We start from the raw sequence: 19,210 nt of genomic DNA on the forward strand, positions 1-19,210 counted from the left end.
TCAAAGAAAAATATTAAAAATCTCAGATAACCCAATGCTGATAGGATCAGCGAAGTAGGGGCAGGAAGCAAATGTTACCAAGACTTCAACTCAATGCTGATGTCGATCCAGTTGTCGTACGCTTTTTAGATGAACTAAAAACAGCGGGCTTTACTGGCGACATTGAATCTCAATATTCTAGCCGTTTGGCTGTGGCGACTGATAACAGTGTCTATCAGCAATTGCCGCAGGCAGTTATTCTCCCTAAAACAACTCAAGACGTTGTGTTGATCGGTAAAGTGGGTGCAAAATCTGCTTACGAACGCGTGACCTTTTCCCCTCGAGGCGGTGGTACCGGTACTAACGGACAGTCTTTAACAAAAGGCGTCGTGGTTGACCTTTCACGATACATGAACAAGGTTCTTGAGATAAACGAGAAAGAGGGCTGGGTAAGAGTTCAGTCTGGTATCGTTAAAGATCAATTGAACGATGTTGTGCGTCCGTATGGTTACTTTTTCTCTCCAGACCTTTCTACCAGTAACCGAGCAACCTTAGGTGGCATGATCAATACCGATGCTTCGGGCCAAGGGTCATTGAAGTACGGTAAAACGTCTGACCATGTGTTGTCGCTACAAGCGGTGTTCGCGGATGGTTCATGTCTCGAATCCGATTTATCACACGGCTTACCTGCTGAAGGTGAATTTGCTCACCATGCCCTTGCAGTAACTGAAGCCGTTTGTCGAGATAAGCGCGCTCAAATTCTTAATAAATTCCCACCATTGAACCGCTTCTTAACTGGTTACGATTTAAAGAACGCAATCAACGAAGAAGACGATAGCTTTGACCTGACTCGTGTTCTATGTGGTGCAGAAGGTTCATTAGCATTCATCACTGAAGCAAAGCTGAACCTCACGCCGATTCCAAAAGCACGAACGTTGGTTAACGTGAAATACAACACGTTCGATTCTGCACTGCGTAATGCGCCGTTCATGGTAGAAGCGAAAGCGCTGTCTGTTGAAACCGTTGACTCAAGAGTATTGAACCTAGCGAAACAAGACATTGTTTGGCACACCGTGAGCGATTTGCTTATGGATGTTCCAAATAAAGAGATGCTTGGTATCAACATGGTTGAGTTTGCAGGCCAAGATGAAGCGGAAGTTGAACAACAAGTTCAAGCGCTGACCGCACAGCTTGAAAGCATGGTAGAAACTGAAGACGCGGGTGTGATTGGCTTCCAAGTGTGCAGTGATTTGGCGAGCATTGGCCGAATCTACAACATGCGTAAGAAAGCGGTAGGTCTATTAGGTGCGGCGAAAGGCCGAGCTAAGCCAGTCGCTTTTGCTGAAGATACCTGTGTACCACCAGAAAACTTGGCCGACTTCATCTCTGAATTTAGAGTATTACTCGATTCAAAAGAGTTGAACTACGGCATGTTTGGTCACGTGGATGCGGGCGTACTGCACGTTCGTCCTGCTTTAGATTTGTGTGATCCGATGCAAGAAGCATTGATGCATGAAGTCTCTGATGAAGTGGTTAAGCTGGTGGCTAAATACGGCGGCTTGATGTGGGGTGAACACGGTAAAGGCTTCCGTTCTGAGTATGGTCCTGACTTCTTTGGTGAAGAGCTGTTTACCGAATTGAGACGAGTTAAAGCGGCATTTGACCCGCATAACAAGATGAACCCAGGCAAGATCTGTACGCCGTTAGAAAGCGATGCTGAGTTGGTGAAAGTCACTGATACCAAGCGTGGTTTCTACGATCGTCAGATCGACGTACAAGTTCGTGATAGCTTCAAACAAGCCATGGAATGTAATGGTAACGGCTTGTGTTTCAACTACGATACGAGTTCGCCAATGTGTCCTTCGATGAAAGTCACGGCTGACCGTCGTCATTCACCAAAGGGCCGTGCAGGCTTGGTTCGTGAATGGTTGCGTCAGTTAACGGAACAAGGCGTCGATATTCTCGATTTAGAGCAAGAAGCGCTGAAGGACAATACTCCGATTAAAACCATGGTGGAACGTGTTCGTAACACGATGAACAAACGCCATGAGTACGATTTCTCGCATGAAGTTCATGAAGCGATGAACGGTTGTTTGGCGTGTAAAGCGTGTGCGAGCCAGTGCCCAATCAAAGTTGATGTGCCGAGTTTCCGTTCTCGATTCTTAAACATCTACTATTCGCGTTACCAGCGCCCAGCAAAAGACTATTTAGTTGCCAACATTGAAACCATGCTGCCGCTGATGGCGAAAGCGCCAAAAGTAGTGAACGCGGCATTGGGTCAAAAGTGGATACAAACCGCAACGGCTAAGACGGTCGGTTATGTTGACGCACCACTGATGTCGGTGCCTACGCTAAAAAATCGTCTAGCGAGCAAAGAACTGCAACTCTTCGACTTACAGTACTTAGAAGGCTTGTCTTCTGAAGAGAAGAAACAGCATGTGCTGATCGTTCAAGACCCGTTCACTAGCTTCTATGATGCGGAGGTGATTGAAGACTTCGTCACTCTGGCTCAAAAACTTGGTAAAACTCCGGTGTTGCTGCCGTTTAAGCCAAATGGTAAAGCTCTGCACATTAAAGGCTTTTTAAGTCGTTTTGCGCGTGAAGCGAAATCAACATCGGATTTCTTGTCGATGGTGGCGGATATCGGTATTCCTTTGGTGGGTGTGGACCCGGCTCTTGTGCTTTGTTACCGCGATGAATACGTTGAGATCTTAGGTGACAAACGCGGAGACTTTGATGTACTGACTGTGCATGAATGGTTAATGCCATCGTTGGGTGAGTTTGAAGCGCGCTCTGCAAATGAAGAGATGTGGTACTTGTTCGCTCACTGTACTGAGAAAACCAAAATGCCGAACGCTGAAAAAGAGTGGGGCGCTATCTTCAAACACTTTGGTGCTGCGTTAACCAGCGTTCCTGTCGGCTGTTGCGGCATGGCGGGCACCTTCGGGCATGAAGTCGATAAGCTACAAATGTCGAAAGATATATACGGTTTAAGCTGGAAGCCTCAAATGCAGGACTTACCAAAAAATCGTTGTTTGGTGACGGGTTATTCTTGCCGTAGCCAAGTGAAGCGTTTTGAAGGTGAGAAGCTTGTTCACCCATTACAAGCGCTAGCAAAAATTCTTTAATACATTTAGCCCAGCAATTGCTGGGCTTTTTTCTAAACTAACAAAGGAATGTTAATAAGGAAAAGTATGAAATTTCTAGAATTAAAAGTACCACCCGTTGCACTGTTCATTATTGTGTTCGTAGCATCATACTTCTGCGCTCAGCAGTTGAGCTTAGGGGCACTGGTATTACCTTATGGAATTGTTGTGTTAGGTATAGGGGTCGCATTGAGTGGTGTGATTGGAATATCAGGCATATTGGAATTTCGAAAACAGAAAACTACCGTTAACCCGATCAAAGTCGACACCGCTTCTTCAGTTGTGGACAGTGGAATCTTTGGCTACACGCGAAATCCAATGTATCTAGGGCTATTTATCCTACTGTTTTGCTTTGGCTACTTCTTCCAAAACTTATTCAGTGTTTTGCTCAGTTTTGTATTCGTAATTTACATGAATCAGTTCCAAATTAAGCCAGAAGAACGCGCTCTAGAGCAATTATTCGGTGCGGAATATGTTGATTACAAACAAAAGGTTAGGCGTTGGATTTAGTTCTGACTTGAATGCAGGCTTGAGTGACTTGAGTGACTTGAGTGGCTTAATGTAATTAGTAACCGAATTAAAAAAGTCCAGCTTGGGGATATCAAGCTGGGCTGTATTGATCTTGTTCTAGAGCTATTTACACCACTTGATGTAAATAAGAATGCTGATTATGCAGCGGCTGCGAACTGAGCTAGAAACATCTCTTTACGTTCGTTGAAGCGGTTTACTAGGTCGTCTACAGAAGCTTGGTCGTATGACTTAAGACCACTTGCTACCATGCGTTTCACGCCTTTACCGACTACTTCGCCGTCTTCTTTGAAATCAAAGTTTAGTGTCACGATGCCACGCTTACCTTCAACATCAAAAGTCGCACCTGAGAATTCAACTTCTGGGTGAGATAGGTCTAGACGAGTAAATTCAACTTCCATGCTCTCGTAAATCACAAGAGGGCGTTGGCAGTTGATCATCATCTGTTGCTCTTCCATAAGAGGAACCATGATGTGTGGGAAGTTCATACCAGAGAACTTAACGTAGTTTGTTACTACGTGTTCGATGAATGCTTGATCGTGGCTCTTTTCACCTTCACAAGACATGTGTAGGTATTCTTTGCCTTTCTCGTCAACCAGTGAGCTTTCTTTCTCACACTTGTTGTCAACGCTAAGCGCAATACCGTTACCCACCATACCTGAAAAATCAAAACGCATTTTTTGGCTGATGCCTTCTTTTTGCAGAAGTACTGCAAACAAAAGATCGCCAGGCACGCAGAAGCGCTTGTTGTCTTCATCGTGAATTGGGTTGAAGTCAGCGGCTACTTTTTTTGCAAAGTGGCTAGCTTGTTCACGAGTGAATTGAAATTGATTGTCTTCAGTAGAAAAGTAAGGTGTTAGAAACATAGTATCGCTATTAGTCATCAAATCTGGCGTGGATTATAGCTAACTAACTTGGTTTTAATGGTCTATCCAGTTTACGAGGGCAGAAAAAGGTGGGAAATTGGTGAGCGGGACTATTGGTGGCGTAAAAATAACGAAGGTCTAGAAAATCTAGACCTTCATTTATATAAGCTTATTTTTTATTAGGGAAGAACCACTTATTTAAGTAATCACTCATTGGTGTAAAAGCAAGGTTTGCGTAGTTAAATGGGTAATTAGCTGTTGTGGTTTCACCACTTGCAATTTTACCAATTGCCGTAAAACCTTTTGGTTGGTTTGCGTCTTTCAGCTCGTTCGGGAACTTACCGTTAGCAGGGTTCACTTTGTATTCGTAAACCAATCCTAAAAATGCGCCGGGGTTGAGGTTCTTTTTGACAGTATGGACTGAGTCTAATTTGCCATTTGAAATATCATCACCATCGTCATTTATACTTGTACCATTACTTGAGAGACATTTGCTTGGAGTACCGTCAATACGATCTGAACCTAATTGACCGTTACCGTAATTACATTCGTCGTATTTTAAGTGGCCTAAAGCTTGTGTGCCGGTTCCTATCTTATTGTTAATAAGGTTTTTGAAGCCTTCGTAGCTTTGGGTTAACTCAGCCCCAACCACCGTGTTGTTGTCGCCATCAACGTAGTAATCGAAAATTTGCAGCAGCTTTTGGTATGTCGTGGTGCTTTTTGTTTCATCTGTGCCTGATAGGTTTGTATAAATAAGTTCCAATCCGTTGATGTTAGGGCTGCTAGCATAGATGTTTTTCGCAAGAGCAAGCACGAATTTACCATGGTCAGTAGAAGGATCCGGTTCCCCCTCTGTTATGCCAATGAGTATTTTTTTCTGGCTAAACTGTTTTCTCACGTCGTCATGAGCCCATTTAAGCAAATTTTCGACTTGAGTTTTAACTGCGTCTTGCTGTGTTTGAGTAATGTTTGGACCAATCGGCAGAATGTAAATACCTTTTTCAAAAGCACAGTTTGGCACTTCAGCTGCTGTTGAACAGTTTTTAATGCTGGTATAGGTCGCGACTTTCGTTAGCGTTGGAGTCGTTGGAGTCGTTGGTTTCGCTGGTGCTTTATTGCTTGAGTCTGATCCACAGCCGGCTAAGAATAAGGTGCTGATAAGGGCTGTTGTAAGCAGGATTGGGGATTTTTTTGTTATCATTGGTAATGAACTTTCCGACGGTGAGTGATGATTTTTCGGATATTATCACTCTTATCAATAAGTGTATTCATTTTTTATGGATAAGTGGGCTGTAACGAGAGTACAGCCCAGTATACGGAAAGTACTAAAAACTTGACAGTGTACCTTCTGGCATTAAGTGGTTATGAACGGATAACTTGAGTAACAGGTTAGCTTGCTCAATATCTGGAGCAAAATATCTGTCTTTGTCGTAGAAGCTCACTTTTTCACGCAAAATTTGCTTGGCTTCTTCCACACGAGGGGAAGATAGATTAGGCGCTCGGAAGTCTAGCCCTTGCGCTGCTGCTAAATATTCTACTGCTAATATCCCACGGGTATTTTCAGCCATGTATCTAAGCCTACGGGCGGCAAAGGTGGCCATTGATACGTGGTCTTCTTGGTTTGCAGAAGTAGGTAGGCTGTCTATTGATGCTGGGTGAGCCAATGTTTTGTTCTCACTAGCGAGTGCTGCAGAGGTAACCTGAGCAATCATAAAGCCCGAGTTCACGCCGCCGTTATCGACCAAGAAAGGTGGAAGTTTGCTTAGCGCACTATCAATCAACAACGCCATTCTACGCTCTGACAAGCTACCGATTTCGGCAATGGCCAATGCAAGGTTATCCGCAGCCATTGCGACGGGCTCTGCGTGGAAGTTACCACCTGAAATGATGTCGCCATCGTCAGCGAAAACCAGTGGGTTGTCGGATACGGCATTTGCTTCAATGTTTAAGGTTTCTGCTGAATTACGAATCTGCTGTAAACAAGCACCCATCACTTGAGGCTGACAACGCAGCGAGTAAGGGTCTTGAACCTTTTCACAACAAGTGTGTGATTCGCCAATTTCACTCTTTTGATCAAGCATATGGCGGTAAGCAAGTGCTGCATCCATCTGGCCACGATGACCACGAACGCGGTGTATACGAGGATCAAACGGACGACGACTACCTAGCGCTGCCTCAACAGACATTGCACCACACACGGTTGCAGACGCGAATAAGTCTTCAGCTGCGAATAGACCTTCTAATGCAAATGCTGTCGATGCTTGTGTGCCGTTTAACAGCGCTAAACCTTCTTTAGGTGCTAGCGTGATTGGCTCTAAGCCCGCTATTTGCATTGCTTCTAAGCCTGTGATGATTTTGCCGTTGTGGCGTGCTTGGCCTTCACCTAGTAGAACTGTACTCATGTGTGCAAGGGGAGCGAGGTCTCCTGAAGCGCCAACTGAGCCTTTCTGTGGCACACATGGGTAAACCTGCGCGTTCACTAGATCGATAAGAGCGTTGATTACCTTGAGTCGGATACCTGAGTAACCACGAGACAAGCTGTTAATCTTGAGCACCATCATCAAACGCACAGTTTCATCAGACATGAATTTACCGATGCCCGCTGCGTGAGAAAGCACGATACTTTTCTGTAGTACTTCTAAATCTTCAGGGGCGATTTTGGTATTTGCTAACAAGCCAAAACCCGTATTGATGCCATACACGGTGCGATCTTCAGCAATCACTTGCTCGACAACGTGCATGCTTGCTTCAATATCAGGAATGGCTGCAGGATCGAGTGATAAGTTCACAGGGCTACGGCTAATCTTACGAAGTTCAGGCAGGCCTAGAAGTCCTGGTTTAAGTAATAAATTCAACATGTTTTCTCCAGACATTAAAGGCGACGAAGTTCTTCGTTTAGCATAGGTAAATCAAGCTTCTGCTTTTGAGCACACTGCTTGGCAATATCGTAACCCGCATCAGCATGACGCATAACGCCAGTGGCCGGATCATTGTGAAGTACACGAGCAATACGTTGCGATGCATCTTCACTGCCATCACAACAAATCACCATACCTGAGTGTTGTGAGAAGCCCATGCCAACGCCGCCACCGTGGTGCAGAGAAACCCATGTTGCGCCGCCTGCAGTATTTAGCAGAGCGTTCAATAGAGGCCAATCTGATACAGCATCTGATCCATCCATCATGCCTTCTGTTTCGCGGTTCGGGCTTGCAACTGAACCTGAATCTAGGTGGTCACGACCGATAACAACCGGTGCTTTCAGTTCACCATTTTTAACCATTTCATTGAATGCTTGGCCTAAACGTTCACGATCTTTCAAGCCAACCCAACAAATACGAGCAGGTAGGCCTTGGAACTGAATGCGTTCACGTGCCATGTCTAGCCAGTTGTGTAGATGTGGGTTGTCTGGAATCAGTTCTTTTACTTTTTGGTCTGTTTTGTAGATGTCTTCTGGGTCGCCGGATAGGGCAGCCCAACGGAATGGTCCGATGCCTTCACAGAATAAAGGACGAATATAAGCAGGAACGAAGCCTGGGAAATCAAATGCGTTTTCCACACCTTCTTCAAGTGCCATTTGACGAATGTTGTTGCCGTAATCTACGGTCGCAGCGCCACGGTATTGAAGATCTAGCATAGCTTGTACTTGAATCGCCATTGATTGCTTAGCGGCTTTCACCACTTTCGCTTCATCAATGGTGCGCTCTTGCGCTGCTTTCTCCATCGTCCAACCTTGAGGCAAGTAACCGTTCAGTGGATCGTGGGCAGAGGTTTGGTCAGTCACTACGTCAGGTGTGATATTGCGTTCAACTAGTTCTGGGAATATGTCTGCAGCGTTACCTAGTAGGCCAACAGAGATTGGTGTGTCTGATTCTTTAATCATAGTCATCGCTTCATCGATGCTGGTGGCTTTTTTGTCGACATAACCAGTACGCAAGCGGTAATCGATTCGTGATTCGTCACATTCAACCGCAATCATCGAGAAACCTGCCATTGTTGCAGCAAGAGGTTGAGCACCACCCATACCGCCAAGACCACCTGTTAGAACCCACTTGCCGTTTGCTTCGCCTTGGAAGTGTTTCTTCGCGATAGCGACAAACGTTTCATAAGTGCCTTGGACGATGCCTTGTGAACCAATGTAAATCCAGCTGCCTGCTGTCATTTGGCCGTACATCATCAAGCCTTCTTTATCGAGCTCGTTGAAGTGTTCCCAGTTCGCCCAGTGTGGAACAAGGTTAGAATTCGCTATCAGTACGCGAGGTGCGTTTTTATGAGTCGGGAACACGCCTACAGGTTTACCTGATTGAACAAGCAGCGTTTGGTCGTCTTCTAAACGCTCTAATACTTCAACAATCTTGTCATAACATTTCCAATCACGCGCAGCGCGACCAATACCACCATACACAACCAGTGCATGTGGGTGTTCTGCCACATCAGGGTCTAGGTTATTCATCAGCATACGCAGTGGTGCTTCTGTTAACCAAGATTTAGCGCGCAAAGTGGTGCCATGAGGTGCGCGAATTTCGCGAGTCGTGTCGAGACGAGGGTCACTGTTGTGGTGTTCCGTCATTTTGGAATTCCTTCTGTTTCACGTTATATCGTTGTAGTTGTAGTTGTAGTTATCGGTATAGCTGGATTAGTCGCTGGCCATTGCACTGGCTATATCCCAACACAAACGTGCAGCCAATCGAGCCGTTTGGCCATCGATGTCGTAGTCTGGGTTGTATTCCGCAATGTCCGCGATAATGAGTTTTTCACTGTGTTTGAAAATCTGTTCTAGAAAAGGAGCAAGTGCTTCATAGCTCACGCCTCTTGCCGCTGGTGCACTTACACCCGGTGCTGTCGCTGCTGGGAATACGTCTAGGTCTATAGTGAGATAGAGGTAATCACACTCAGCGATGAATTTTTGTAACTTAACCAGTTGAGCGACTTGGTTTATTTGGGTCATGTTGCGGTCGTGTTCATACCAAACACCTAGCTGGTCGGCTTTATTGAACAGCGCTTTGGTATTGCTGGCAGCACTCACACCAAGACAAGCGTAATGAAACGGCCACTGATGTGTGTGGCAGTAATCGCTGATCTGATTAAAAGGCGTACCTGAACTGGGTTTAACATCTGCAATGTCGCTTTCGAATTCTCTAAGATCAAAGTGAGCATCAAAATTAACGATGCCGAGCTTAGGTTTCTGTTCTGGCTGATCTTTATCAAGGTGTTCTGCTTTATGTAGATCTTCCACTTTATGCAAATGTTCAGCGAGGCCTTGGAACGATGCCCAAGCCACTTCGTGACCACCGCCAAGGGTAATCACTTTGCTGGTTGCTAAAGCATTGGCAATCACAGAAGCACACTGTTTTTGACTGACTTCTAATTGACCATCATTGCACTCGATATCACCAAGGTCAGCAATGTATGCGTCATTGTGCCAAGCCATATTAGCCAACGCTTGACGAATCAGGTTAGGTGCTTGTTTCGCGCCTACGCGTCCTTTATTTCTTGCAACTCCAGCATCGCTGGCAAAGCCGACCAAGGCGATGGCACGGTCATTAAGCTCGTTACTTAAGCCACTATGTTGCACTTGCTTGGTAATGTGATGTACGCGTGTGCCGAGTGCGCCATCTTCAAGATCATTGCGTCCCGTCCACACGAAGTTATGTACGGTTTCTGAGTTCTTTTGAATGCCGTTGGAATTAGATTGAGTCATGACACACCTCGCCGTTAACAATGCGTTTATGCAGATGAGGAACACCAACTTGATAGCTTAAGTCGGCAGGGTGCTCGATATTCCAGATAGCTAAATCAGCGGCATAACCAACTTCAATTTTGCCTTTAGTTTGTGAGTCGCCAATAGCAGCCGCAGCATGACAAGTCACACCACGCAGTGCTTCTTCAGGCGTCGTGCCAAATAAGGTGCAGCTCATGTTCATCATCAGCGTTAAATCAGCAAAGGGAGACGTGCCGGGGTTTAGGTCGGTCGCGATCGCCATTGGAATGTTGTGTTCACGAAGTAGGGCAACGGGCGGTTGTTGAGTCTCTTTCAAGAAATAGAAAGCACCGGGTAGCAAGGTGGCAACTGTGCCTGATTCCGCCAGTGCCTTTACACCAACTTCATCTAAGTACTCAACATGGTCAACAGATAGAGCACCGTATTTAGCTGCAAGCGCGCTGCCACCCATATTCGAAAGTTGTTCAGTGTGGCCTTTAATCGCTAGCCCATGCGCTTTGGCTGCTGCAAAGACACGTTCGGTTTGTTCTAGGTTGAAGCCGATAGATTCGCAGAACACGTCAACTGCATCGGCGAGCCCTTTCTCTGCAGCTTTAGGAATGATCTCTTGGCAAACCAGATCGATATAGCTGTCCGGTTGTTCTTTATATTCAGGTGGCACAGCATGCGCTGCAAGGAGAGTGGTGGTGATCTTAATTCGGCGATGATTCTCTAACGCTTTAGCTGCGCGTAACATCTTGAGTTCATCATCAAGCGTTAAACCATAGCCAGATTTTACTTCGATGCTGGTTACGCCACTTCTTAGCAGACCATCTAGTCTAGGTAGTGCCATTTCAACTAGTTCGGATTCTTGCGCTGCGCGTGTCGCGGTTACTGTCGCAAGAATGCCGCCGCCTTGCTTGGCGATGTCGGTGTAAGAAACACCATTCAAACGTTGCTCAAACTCGTTGGCACGATTACCCGCAAATACGAGATGAGTGTGGCAATCAATTAACCCAGGTGTTACTAGTTTGTTCTTGCAATCATAGATGATGTAATCCGCAGAGCTACCTGTGCTCAGTTGTTCTAACTCAGAAGCAAGTGCGCCTTGGTTTGAACAAGAGATGGACACGATCTTACCGTTTCCGATAACGATATCTTGAGGGGAAGAGGGCTGATAACCGTCGACTCCCGAGCTCATGGAGACCACTCGTGCGTTTTTGAGGATCAAATTCATAATCACCTAGATCTTTGCTAAACATTAAATGTATATACAAATAAATAGGCTAAACGCTGACCCGAATCAAGTCGATGTTGCAAAAATGTGATCGGCGATCAGGATGATGTTCTTTAATTTAGAAGTATCTTGGAGCTTAATTTGTACTTAGAACCAGGATGGTAGAGCAATGCAAAGCTGATGAGGCGCTCTTTACTCCATGTTCTTCTATTCAAAAGAAGGCAAGGCTCTGATTCAGATAGTTTTAGTGACGTTCTGATTTGAGAGTCAGGAATAATGGCTTCAACCGTGTGCTCGATAGCACTTAACGGGCAGCTTTTTGAAAGGTATTCGTTGGGTGTAGAGGTTGAAAAGTCTTGCTCTAGGTATTTTGGTGCGGCTTGCGAGTTCACCCAGCGCGCTTCCAATTGAATCGGTGTGTTGTCAGCAAAGTGGATGATTTCACTATAGAATAGTTCGGCATTGATCATCACACCTAACCGTGTAGCGGTGCTTTCATCTGCCTTGATGCTCTTGTGCTTGATAACCTGGCTAGCATACGTTTGACCTCGGTCTTTGATCTCTTGCGCGATGTTGTTGATATCAAGTAGGGGAGATTGCGCTTTTTCGTCAGGCTCACAAACAAAAGTACCAAGCCTTGGCTTCCTGATGAGTTTGCCTTCAGACACCAGATCTCGAATGGCTTTATTGACCGTCATTCTGCTCACTTTGAACTGCTCGGTGAGTTCGAGCTCTGTGGTTATCTGGTAACCCACTGGCCAGTGACCACTAGTGATATTGTCGTCTATGAACTGTTTTATCTGAAGGTAGAGCGGTGCTTTCGACATAATGAAACCTTATTTGACTATACAAATAGAGTAACGGATTTATTCACGATTTCAACATTTCCTCGGGCAATATGACTTTATTCAACATAGATGGGGCAAATTGCTTGATTCTGTGAGGCAAGTGTCGCAAATTGTCACGCAATAACTATTCGTAAATCAGATAATTAGAAAGGGAAATAATATGTTTAAGAAATTAAAGGCCTCGTTGGGCATCGGTGCAGCAAAGGTTGATACCGTCTTAGATAATATTGAAGTTTTCCAAGGTGGAGAGTTGTCTGGCAATGTTCACATTGTTGGTGGCGACGTTGAGCAACAAATCGACCTGATCAACTTGGTTCTCAACACAGAAGTAAAAGTAGAAACGGAAGACAGCACCAGCTATGAAACCTTTTCACTGGGTCGTATTCAAGCTGTAGAGCCTTTCGTTGTCCAACCGGGTGAAACCAAATTGGTGCCATTCCGCCTTAAGTTAAATGACGAAACGCCAGTCACCGCATTGAATGCACAAATGAACCAATGCCATGTGTGGGTTGAAACCAACCTAGATATCGGCTTCGCGATTGATCCTAAAGATCGTGACTTTATCTCCGTACACCCACTGCCAACAGTCGCTAAAATCATCCAAGGTGTGGAAGCATCGGGAATGGCAATGGTGAAAGCTGATGTAGAGAAGGGCTTCTTAAACGGCAACAGCTTTGCTTCTCGTTCGGGCTGTTACCAAGAGATTGAATTTCGCAGCGGTGGCTTCATGAATAATAAAGAGATCGAACTGTCATTCATTGTAGAAGGCTCAATGGTTCACTGCTTAGCTGAAATCGACCGTTCAATGAGCTTCCGCGGCGACCAATACATCTCATTCAGCTTGCCTGCTAACGCTGCCGACTCAGACATCCGCAACGCAGTCTCAAGAATCATGAGTGCATAGTTACCTTTCTTTTAGTAGTCACTCTGTCTATTGATGGAGACAATACGATTTCTAAAGCCGAACTTACCCGTTCGGCTTTTTTATAAATAAAGAGAAAGGATCAGTCATTGAAAATTAGGTCTAGGCGATGGAAGGAGCTATATAGAAGAGACATTTTGGTCATGTAGTCTTTGTAGTGCTGTGGGACTAACATTGTCATTTCATATAATTTCGTTACAATGTTCGGCTACTCACAAACGGGGCATCTGTATTTGCTTTTATGTGGGTATCTTTATTATGCATATATCTCCGATCAACATACTTGTTGGTTGAAAAACATATATTAAACATTTTCATGTGTTGCTTGGTGTGCAACACCACTGTAAAGGACAAATAATGCCAATTATTACTCTTCCTGACGGTAGTCAGCGTCAATTTGACAACCCTGTATCAACTCTAGATGTTGCCTTATCAATCGGTCCTGGTCTTGCGAAAGCAACCATTGCTGGTCGTGTAGATGGCGAGCGTGTTGATGCTTGTGATCTTATCGAAAACGATGCAAGCCTAGAAATCATCACTGCTAAAGATGAAGTTGATGGCCTTGAGATCGTTCGTCACTCTTGTGCTCACCTTTTAGGTCACGCGATTAAGCAGCTTTTTCCAGAAGCGAAAATGGCGATCGGTCCTACCATCGATAACGGTTTCTACTACGATATCGACCTTGAGCACTCTCTAACGCAAGAAGATCTAGAAAAGATTGAAAAGCGTATGAAAGAGCTAGCGAAGACCAAGTATCAGGTTGTTAAGAAGAAAGTTAGCTGGCAGGAAGCGCGTGACGCATTCGAAGCTCGCGGCGAGACTTACAAGATTGAAATCTTGGATGAGAACGTTTCTAAAGACGATCGTCCAGGCCTGTACCATCATGAAGAATACATCGATATGTGTCGTGGTCCACACGTTCCACATATGGGCTTCTGCCAACACTTCACGTTACTTAACGTAGCGGGTGCTTACTGGCGTGGCAACAGTGACAACAAGATGCTTCAACGTATCTACGGCACTGCATTCCACGACAAGAAAGCGCTTAAGGCTCACCTAGTGCGCCTAGAAGAAGCGGCTAAGCGTGATCACCGTAAAATCGGTAAGCACTTAGATCTATTCCACATGCAGCAAGAAGCACCAGGCATGGTGTTCTGGCATCACAATGGTTGGACTATCTTCCGTGAGCTAGAAGTATTTATTCGTCAGAAGCTGACTGAGTACGATTACCAAGAAGTTAAAGGCCCATTAATGATGGACCGTGTTCTTTGGGAACGTTCTGGTCACTGGGATAAGTACGCTGAAGCGATGTTCACTACTTCTTCAGAGAACCGTGAATACGCGATTAAGCCAATGAACTGTCCTGGTCATGTTCAAATCTTTAACCAAGGTTTGAAATCTTACCGTGATCTACCGCTACGTATGGCTGAGTTCGGCTCATGTCACCGTAACGAGCCGTCTGGCGCACTTCACGGCATTATGCGTGTTCGTGGCTTCACTCAAGATGATGCTCACGTATTCTGTACTGAAGACCAAGTTCAGCAAGAAGTTAAAGCTTGTATTGAAATGGTTTACGATACTTACACAACTTTCGGTTTCGAAAACATTGTTGTTAAGCTATCTACTCGTCCAGAACAGCGCGTAGGTTCAGACGAAATGTGGGACCGTGCAGAGGCCGATCTTAAGCAAGCGCTTGAGGCGATGGAGATTGCATACGAGATTCAAGAAGGCGAGGGTGCGTTCTACGGACCTAAGATTGAATTTACTTTGCATGATTGTTTGGACCGCGCATGGCAATGTGGTACAGTGCAGCTCGATTTTGCATTACCAGAACGTTTAGGTGCAACTTACGTAGGTGAAGATAACGAGCGTCACACGCCAGTTATGATCCACCGCGCGATTTTAGGTTCACTAGAACGCTTCATCGGTATTCTTATTGAAGAATACGCTGGCTTCTTCCCAACGTGGTTGGCGCCAGAACAAGCAATTGTTATGGGCATTACAGACAAACAGTCTGAATATGTACAAGAAATTGCGAAAAAACTGCAAAAAAGTGGATTTAGAGTCAAAGCAGACTTGAGAAATGAGAAGATTGGCTTTAAAATCCGCGAACATACTTTGAAACGTGTACCGTTCATGCTTGTGTGTGGTGACCAAGAAATGGAAGCCGGCGAAATTGCAGTACGTACACGTAAAGGTAAGGACCTTGGCAAATTTAAAGTGGATGACTTTATTTCATACATCCAAGCCGAGGTTTCAAACCGTAAGCTCAATCTGGAGGAATAGCTATTAAAGGCGGAAGACGTGGCCAACAACCGGCCAAACAAAACCAGCACCGTTTAAACGGTGACATTCGTGGCGTTCGTGAAGTGCGTCTAACTGGCGCAGACGGCGAAGCTGTTGGTGTAGTAACAATCGCTGAAGCGATGGAAGCTGCAAATGAAGCTGGTATGGATCTTGTAGAGATCAGCCCTAACGCCGAGCCGCCAGTTTGTCGTGTGATGGACTACGGTAAGTTCCTCTTCGAGAAGAGCAAAGCTGCGAAAGAGCAGAAGAAAAAGCAAAAGCAGGTTCAGATCAAGGAAATTAAATTCCGACCTGGAACTGATATTGGAGACTATCAGGTAAAACTACGCAACCTGACTGGTTTCCTTGAAGACGGCAACAAAGTGAAGGTAACAATTCGCTTCCGTGGCCGCGAAATGGCTCACCAAGAAATCGGTGTTGACGTTCTTAATCGTTTGAAAGTAGATACTGAAGAATTTGCAGTTGTCGAATCTTTCCCAACGAGAATTGAAGGTCGCCAGATGATCATGGTGTTGGCCCCTAAAAAGAAGTAATTAACGGCTTTACAAGTAATTAAACCTTGCAGCCATAGGCTGTAGGGTTTTATTCGCCCTAATTACTATGTTATTAACAACTCAACAATGCGGAGTTATTCATCATGCCTAAGATGAAAACCAACAAAGGTGCTGCTAAGCGTTTCCAGAAAACTGCTGGTGGTATTAAGTTTAAGCACGCTGGTAAACGTCACATCCTGACTAAGCGTACTACTAAGAACAAGCGTCAGCTTCGTCCGAACTCAATCCTTCCTAAATGTGAAGTGGCTGCAGTTCTACGTATGATGCCATACGCTTAATTCTTTTTAGTTTATAAATTCGTTTAGTTTAGGAGAAGCATAATGCCTCGCGTAAAACGTGGTGTACAAGCTCGTGCACGTCATAAGAAAGTTCTAAAACAAGCTAAAGGTTACTACGGAGCACGTTCACGTGTTTACCGCGTAGCTTTCCAAGCAGTTACCAAAGCTGGTCAATACGCTTACCGTGACCGTCGCAACAAGAAACGTCAATTCCGTCAACTTTGGATTGCACGTATCAATGCGGCATCTCGTCAAAATGGTCTATCTTACAGCCGTTTCATCAATGGCCTTAAGAAAGCATCTATCGAGATCGACCGTAAGATTCTTGCTGACATCGCAGTATTCGACAAAGCAGCATTTGCTGTTCTAGTTGAAAAAGCGAAAGCATCTCTATAATTTAGAGTTAGCTTAAAGGTTTAAGAAAAGGAGAACTTCGGTTCTCCTTTTTTATTGCCTGCGATTTGGCTCTGCCATATTCTCTCGCATCTCGCATCTCGCATCTCGCATCTCGCATCTCGCATCTCGCATCTCGCATCTCGCATCTAATTTTTGTTCGCTTGAACAGGCATTCTGGTATATAAACATCTACCTAACCTTTAAATGTTAAGCGACCGAGATAAATGAGCGCACCTACCACTATGACGTTCTTCGAACGTTTTGAAACTGACATCCTTTCTGGCAAAAAGACCATTACTATTCGCGATGAATCTGAACGCGACTACCAACCAGGTAGTGTTGTGGAAGTATCGACGCTAGAGCAAGGCCGTGTGTTCTGTAACCTTAAGATCATCAGTGTTGAACCTATTCTGTTTGATGACTTAGGTGAATTCCATGCTCAGCAAGAGAACATGACGCTAGAAGTCCTGAAGGGGGTGATTCAAGATATCTACCCAGGGATCTCTGAACTTTATGTTGTCTCTTATGAGTTGGTAGCTTAAGCCTTATTGGATTGACTAGCTAGGGATGGCGATTAATGAGTAATAACCAGCAGACACTGCTTCAGCTTTACTGTCGCGAACAACAAGACCAGACGTTACTGGCTAAGCATGACTTAGATAGTGATCTGAGCGAGAGTGCCGATTATTTAAAGTGGTGCGAGAGCAAAAGAAACTTTGTTGAAGAAGATGTCTTAGGGCGGACTTGGGTAAAAAGTTGCCCAGCAGGCTACATTACCGAGGTGCACTTTTATTCTGATGGTAGCTTAACTGAATATCGTTTGTTTGACCGATTTGAAACCGAAGGTCATTGGTTGCTGAAAAGCGGGTTGCTGCAAGTCGAAATCAATAAAGGTGACAATCGTTACCAGTTTGATGTTGTCGCGTGTAAAGACCTCAATATCCACTCTGCGGTTGAGTATAAGAACGGTGAGTTGCATTCGTACTTGAAACTCGTTCAAGTTGAACGCTAAACGTTTAGCTATGATTCGTTTTATGAACATATGAAAAAGCCAACAGTGATGTTGGCTTTGTTGTTCTTAATTCGACTGAGTCGTTTAAGCTATTAAGCTATTAAGCTTCGAAGTTCGCCAATCGAGTATAAAGCTCGCTGCCTTGATCTTGTTTTGCACATACGGTCAGTAAGTCTTCAATAAAGTACTTCAATGCACGCGCTTCAATGCGACGAATACCTTGTTGCTGCTCTTCAGTGAGGTAGCCGTAGATAGTTGCAGCGCCAAAGTCTCCAAAGATCATTTGGCCTTGCTCGTTAACCAAGGTGTTGTGTGCGTATAGATCACCATGACAAACTTTGTTGGTATGAAGGTGTTCAAACACATCAATCATCTGCTCTGTAATGCTATTGATTTGAGCAATTGAAAGCTCGAAGCCTTCGTTGAACGTATCACGAGTACAGCTTTCAAGAGTCGGGGGTAAGCCTAGGTTGTAATAGCTGCTCGGGATAAGCTCCATCACCAACGCTAGGTAGTTCTCTTCATCAACTTGAGCAATAGACTTCACTAGGTTGCTATGTTGGCCTGCTTGAAGACACGCTTCAAGTTCATCATGTGGGTAACCGTCACTGGTGACTTCGCCTTTGAATACTTTAACGGCCACTTCTTGTGGGAAATCAAAGTCACGGTTTAACCAGTTAGCATGTGAAATTACGCCAGACGCACCTTGGCCAAGTACTTGATTGAGTGAGTAGCATTGCGAGCTAACGGCAGGCACGCTATCTAAGCTGCTAGGGTGTTTACAAAACGGGTTACCCGCAAAGGCTAACCAAGCCAGTTTTGGTAGCTTGATTAGGAACTCCGGGAACTCAGTCAGTTGGTTTGCAGACAGACGAACTAGCTCAAGGTTTGATAAGTTTCCCATGCTTTCTGGTAGAACGCGAATCTTGTTACCCGCCAATGCGAGCTTTTGCAGGCGGGGTCTTTCACCTAGTGAACTAGGCAAAACTTCGATTGCATTGTCTGTCAGGATCAACCAACGTAATTGAGCAGGTAAAGATTGTTCGCTAACGGTTTTAATGTGGTTAGATTTGAAGCCAACCATTTCGAGCTTAGGAAGAGTACCTAGAACATCAGGAAGGTGCGTGAACAGGTTATTCGACGCGAAGATGATACGCAGGTTAGTCAGCTGTGATAGCTCGTCTGGTAAGCTTGATAGCTGGTTTCCATAAAGGTCTAAAACCTCTAGAGAATCGGCAAGCTCTAAGATCTCTAATGGAAATTCGGTGAGATCTGCTGACAGTTTTAAGTGCTTAATCCCTTTAAGTTGCCCTGATTTAAGTTGTTCTAGAGTATGCAAACCTTAGCCTTATGAATAGATGTTCGAGGCGCGTAGTTTACTTGTCTCAATCAAGAAAGGCGAGCCTCTCGAAGAGTACTCGCCTAACGAATTTAGCTTG

Annotated in this window: 17 protein-coding genes; 9 read left to right on the forward strand and 8 right to left on the reverse strand. The window is 45.0% G+C overall.

The genetic code is table 11. The annotated features are described in order from the left end of the window. The first annotated feature begins 71 nt into the window (after nt 1-71). Both ydiJ and OCV44_RS06150 read left to right on the forward strand, forming a co-directional pair. Nucleotides 72-3,107, forward strand: a complete 3,036-nt coding sequence (ydiJ, locus tag OCV44_RS06145) for a D-2-hydroxyglutarate dehydrogenase YdiJ (protein WP_139686050.1) — start codon at nt 72-74, stop codon at nt 3,105-3,107. 66 nt (nt 3,108-3,173) lie between these two features. Continuing rightward, nucleotides 3,174-3,635 carry a methyltransferase family protein gene (locus tag OCV44_RS06150; RefSeq protein WP_139686049.1) on the forward strand — a complete coding sequence of 154 codons (462 nt, stop codon included), beginning with the start codon at nt 3,174-3,176 and terminating at the stop codon, nt 3,633-3,635. Between the two features lie 158 nt (nt 3,636-3,793). Here OCV44_RS06150 and OCV44_RS06155 read toward each other — a convergent pair whose 3' ends face one another. The 7 genes from OCV44_RS06155 to hutC form a co-directional block, all read right to left on the reverse strand. After that, nucleotides 3,794-4,519, reverse strand: coding sequence for a DUF3581 domain-containing protein (locus OCV44_RS06155; protein WP_139686048.1), 726 nt, complete (start codon nt 4,517-4,519; stop codon nt 3,794-3,796). A gap of 169 nt (nt 4,520-4,688) precedes the next feature. Further along, nucleotides 4,689-5,720, reverse strand: a complete 1,032-nt coding sequence (locus tag OCV44_RS06160) for a histidine ammonia-lyase (RefSeq protein ID WP_139686047.1) — start codon at nt 5,718-5,720, stop codon at nt 4,689-4,691. A 124-nt stretch (nt 5,721-5,844) separates the two neighbouring features. Next, on the reverse strand, nt 5,845-7,377 hold the full coding sequence (gene hutH, locus OCV44_RS06165; RefSeq protein ID WP_086049202.1) for a histidine ammonia-lyase: 1,533 nt from the start codon (nt 7,375-7,377) through the stop codon (nt 5,845-5,847). A gap of 14 nt (nt 7,378-7,391) precedes the next feature. Then, a complete protein-coding gene (gene hutU / locus OCV44_RS06170) occupies nt 7,392-9,086 on the reverse strand; it encodes a urocanate hydratase (protein WP_139686046.1) in 1,695 nt (564 codons plus the stop codon). A 66-nt stretch (nt 9,087-9,152) separates the two neighbouring features. Next, nucleotides 9,153-10,217: a formimidoylglutamase gene (gene hutG, locus OCV44_RS06175; RefSeq protein ID WP_139686045.1), complete on the reverse strand. Its 1,065-nt coding sequence runs from the start codon at nt 10,215-10,217 to the stop codon at nt 9,153-9,155. Further along, on the reverse strand, nt 10,204-11,454 hold the full coding sequence (hutI, locus tag OCV44_RS06180) for an imidazolonepropionase (protein ID WP_139686044.1): 1,251 nt from the start codon (nt 11,452-11,454) through the stop codon (nt 10,204-10,206). Before hutI ends, hutG begins: the two co-directional genes overlap by 14 nt. A 113-nt stretch (nt 11,455-11,567) precedes the next feature. Beyond that, complete coding sequence (gene hutC / locus OCV44_RS06185) at nt 11,568-12,281, reverse strand: histidine utilization repressor (protein ID WP_139686043.1); 714 nt, start codon at nt 12,279-12,281, stop codon at nt 11,568-11,570. A gap of 181 nt (nt 12,282-12,462) precedes the next feature. Here hutC and OCV44_RS06190 point away from each other — a divergent pair, with 181 nt between their 5' ends. The 7 genes from OCV44_RS06190 to OCV44_RS06220 all read left to right on the forward strand — a co-directional run bounded on the left by OCV44_RS06190 (nt 12,463) and on the right by OCV44_RS06220 (nt 17,771). Next, on the forward strand, nt 12,463-13,206 hold the full coding sequence (locus OCV44_RS06190; protein WP_139686042.1) for a sporulation protein: 744 nt from the start codon (nt 12,463-12,465) through the stop codon (nt 13,204-13,206). Between the two features lie 375 nt (nt 13,207-13,581). Further along, nucleotides 13,582-15,510, forward strand: a complete 1,929-nt coding sequence (thrS, locus tag OCV44_RS06195; protein ID WP_029222173.1) for a threonine--tRNA ligase — start codon at nt 13,582-13,584, stop codon at nt 15,508-15,510. Nucleotides 15,511-15,593: 83 nt separating this feature from the next. Continuing rightward, nucleotides 15,594-16,064: a translation initiation factor IF-3 gene (infC, locus tag OCV44_RS06200; RefSeq protein WP_009846505.1), complete on the forward strand. Its 471-nt coding sequence runs from the start codon at nt 15,594-15,596 to the stop codon at nt 16,062-16,064. A gap of 104 nt (nt 16,065-16,168) precedes the next feature. Next, nucleotides 16,169-16,363, forward strand: a complete 195-nt coding sequence (rpmI, locus tag OCV44_RS06205) for a 50S ribosomal protein L35 (protein WP_004733518.1) — start codon at nt 16,169-16,171, stop codon at nt 16,361-16,363. Between the two features lie 42 nt (nt 16,364-16,405). Further along, nucleotides 16,406-16,759 (forward strand): 50S ribosomal protein L20, encoded by a 354-nt coding sequence (gene rplT, locus OCV44_RS06210; protein WP_004733517.1) that lies wholly within the window; start codon nt 16,406-16,408, stop codon nt 16,757-16,759. Nucleotides 16,760-16,983: 224 nt separating this feature from the next. Then, nucleotides 16,984-17,301, forward strand: a complete 318-nt coding sequence (gene yqfB, locus OCV44_RS06215) for a N(4)-acetylcytidine aminohydrolase (protein WP_139685015.1) — start codon at nt 16,984-16,986, stop codon at nt 17,299-17,301. Nucleotides 17,302-17,336: 35 nt separating this feature from the next. Next, the gene (locus tag OCV44_RS06220) at nt 17,337-17,771 is read left to right on the forward strand and encodes a hypothetical protein (protein ID WP_139685014.1); all 435 of its coding nucleotides are present in this window, start codon (nt 17,337-17,339) and stop codon (nt 17,769-17,771) included. 100 nt (nt 17,772-17,871) lie between these two features. Here OCV44_RS06220 and OCV44_RS06225 read toward each other — a convergent pair whose 3' ends face one another. Beyond that, a complete protein-coding gene (locus OCV44_RS06225; RefSeq protein WP_139685013.1) occupies nt 17,872-19,110 on the reverse strand; it encodes a leucine-rich repeat-containing protein kinase family protein in 1,239 nt (412 codons plus the stop codon). Nucleotides 19,111-19,210: the final 100 nt, after the last annotated feature.

The sequence above is a fragment of the Vibrio tasmaniensis genome (assembly GCF_024347635.1).
Lineage (GTDB): Bacteria > Pseudomonadota > Gammaproteobacteria > Enterobacterales > Vibrionaceae > Vibrio > Vibrio tasmaniensis.